This window comes from Streptomyces sp. NPDC002793 (assembly GCF_040295485.1).
In the GTDB taxonomy this organism is placed as follows: Bacteria; Actinomycetota; Actinomycetes; order Streptomycetales; family Streptomycetaceae; genus Streptomyces.
The window spans coordinates 1-3,044 of the sequence record NZ_JBEOVL010000120.1 but is presented as its reverse complement, the minus strand read 5'-3'; the positions used below and the strand labels follow the sequence as shown (position 1 = coordinate 3,044).

The following is a 3,044-nucleotide window of genomic DNA, read 5'->3' as shown; positions in this document are numbered from 1 at the left end:
AGCATCCGACAACCGCTCCACCAACAACACACCCACACCCTCACCCCACCCCGTACCATCCGCACCCACACCGAACGCCTTACAACGACCATCCGATGCAAGACCGTCCTGACGATCGAACTCGGCGAAGACGCCAGGGCTGGTCATCACGGTGACGCCACCCACGACGGCCATGGAGCATTCGCCGTTACGGAGCGACTGCGCCGCGAGGTGCAACGCGACCAAGGAGGACGAACACGCCGTGTCCACCGTGACCGCCGGACCCTCCAAACCGAACGAGTAGGCGATCCGGCCGGAGAGCACACTGCCGGACATGCCAGTCAGGAGGTGCCCTTCGGAACCCGAGTCGACGGCCCCCACGCCGTATCCGGACGGGGAGGCTCCGATGAAGACTCCGGTGTTCGTGGACCGCAGGGCGTGCGGGCCGATCCCTGAGCGTTCGAACAGTTCCCAGGACGCCTCCAGCAGCAGCCGCTGCTGCGGGTCCATGGCCAGTGCCTCGCGCGGCGAGATACCGAAGAGGTCGGCGTCGAAGGTGGTGGCGTCGTGGACGAAGCCGCCTTCCAGCGCGAAGTCGACGCTCGCGCCCGGGGCCACCCGCCAGCCGCGGTCGGCAGGGAACTCGCCCACGCCGTCGCGGCCCTCGGTCACCAGCTGCCAGAGCTCCTCGGGCGACTCGATGCCGCCGGGGTAACGGCAGGCCATGGCGACGATGGCCAAGGGCTCGTCGGACGCCTGGGCCGCCGTGACCGTCTCGCGATCGTCGCTGTCGCCGAACAACGACAGCAGGTGACGGGCGGCCGCCGACGGTGTGGGGTGGTCGAAGACCAACGTGGCGGGCAGACGCATGCCGACGGCGGCGGCCAGCCGGTTGCGGACCTCGACGGCGGTGAGGGAGTCCACGCCGAGGTCCTTGAACGGGCGCTCGGCATCGACCGGTTCGGGGTATCCGAGGACCGCTGCGGTTTCCCGGCGGGCCAGGTCGAGCAGGGTGCGGGCCCGCTCGGGCTCGGACAGACCGGTCAGCAGCGTCGAGGCAGCCGGGCCGTCCTGCTCGGAGATCAGGTTCCCGGCCAGGGCGGCGGCGGCCTCGGGCAGGTCGAGGAGCAGCGGGCTGGGCCGGCGGCTGGTGAAGGAGGGGGTGAAGCGTGCCCAGTCGACGTCCGCGACGGTCACACAGGTGTCGTCCGTGTCGATCGCACGCTCCAGTGCGGTGACGCACAGGGCGGGCGGCATGGGGCGCAGGCCCCGGCGCGACAGGTACTCGTCGGCGCCGTTCCGGGCGGCCATGCCTATCTCCGCCCAGGAACCCCAGGAAATGGCGGTCCCGGTCCGGCCGACGGCGCGGCGGGCCGTGGCGAGGGCGTCCAGGTGTGCGTTGGCGGCGGCGTACGCGACCTGTCCGCCGCTGCCCCAGATGCCCGCGATCGACGAGAAGAGTACGAACAGTTCGGCGTCGGGGAGCAGGGCATCGAGGTGTGCGGCACCGTCGGCCTTGGCCCGTACTCCTTCGGCGAGCGCGGGCACCGACGTGGCGTCGATCGACAGGACGGGGTCGGTTCCGGCGGCGTGAACCACTCCGGTGACAGGGTGCTCAGCGAGGAGGGCGGCCAAGGCGTCGCGGTCGGCGACATCGCATGCGACGACAACTGCGGCGGCCCCCAACTCGGCGAGTTCGGAGACCAGTGCGGCGGCGCCGGGTGCGTCCGGGCCCCGCCTGCTGCCCAGGACCAGTTTGCGGGTGCCACGGCGCGCGAGCATCCGGGCGGTCTCGGCGCCCAGTGCGCCGGTTCCCCCGGTGATCAGTACCGCCTCCGGGGCCGTCCTCTGCGGTACGGGGCCGGTGGTGGCTGGTGCGTGGAGCAGACGGCGTACGTAGACCCCTTCGGCCCGCACGGCGACCTGGTCCTCTGCCTCGGCGGCCTCGGCCATGGTGAGGACGGTGGCGAGGCGTGCGGTCGCCCGCAGGTCGGGCACGGCGGGGAGGTCGATCAGGCCGCCCCACCTCTCGGGGTGTTCCAGGGCGGCAACCCTGCCGAACCCCCAGAAGCGGGCTGCGGCGGGGTCGGTGAGGCGGTCGGCTCGGTTCGTGGAAACCGCGCCGGTGGTGACGCACCACAGCGGTGCGGTGATCTCGGCGTCGGCCAGTGCCTGGACGGCGGTGAGGTGCGCGCCGAACCCGGCGGTGACGGCCGGTTCCTCGGGGTGGGCCCGCCGGTCGTCGGCGAGCAGCGACAGGACTCCGGCGAACGGCTCGGCCCCCTCGGCACTCTCGCGCAGCAGTTCGCTGAGTCCCCATCGGTCGAGGCGGGTGTCGGGCACGGTGAGGCCGACGGGGTCGGCGCCCGCCTCGCGCAGCGCTTCGGCGCATCGTTCGGCGTGTTCCGGGTCGACTCCTTCGGTGCGCAGCAGCAGCCAGCGCCCGTCGAGCGCGGCGGCCGGGGTGCGGTCGGCAGGACGCCAGGCGGTTCGGTAACGCCAGGAGTCCGTGGTGGAGCGCTCGGCGCGGTCCCGGCGCCACACGGACAGGGCTGGGAGTACGACCTCCAGGCCGTCGCCCGATTCCAGGCGCAGGGTGTCGGCGACCTGCTCGTAGTCGAGCCGGTCGACGGCGTCCCAGAATTCCGTCTCGGCCGGGTCGCCGGGCAGGGCCCCGTCCAGGACGCGCGCCACCTCGGGGGGTTCGGTCATCCAGTAGTGGGTGCGCTGGAAGGCGTAGGTCGGCAGGTCGACGAGTTCGGCCTCGGGCAGCACCGCGGTCCAGTCGACGGGTACGCCGGCGACGTGGGCCTCCGCGAGCGCGGTGAACCAGCGCTCACTGCCGCCTTGGTCGCGGCGGAGGGTGGCCAGGGCGGCGCCGTCGCCACCGGAGGCCTCTATGGTCTCCTGGAGACCGACCGTGAGCACGGGGTGGGGGCTGGCCTCTAGGAACAGCGTCCGGCCGGAAGTGAGCAGGCTGCGGGTGACATCCTCGAAACGGACCGTGTTACGCAGGTTCTCGTACCAGTAAGCGGCATCCAGAACGGCCCCGTCGATCCGCTCGC

1 protein-coding gene is annotated in these 3,044 nt (G+C 72.2%); it reads right to left on the bottom strand.

The annotated features are described in order from the left end of the window. On the bottom strand, positions 1-3,044 hold a 3,044-nt coding region (locus ABT001_RS35805), incomplete at both ends, for an SDR family NAD(P)-dependent oxidoreductase (RefSeq protein WP_351285869.1).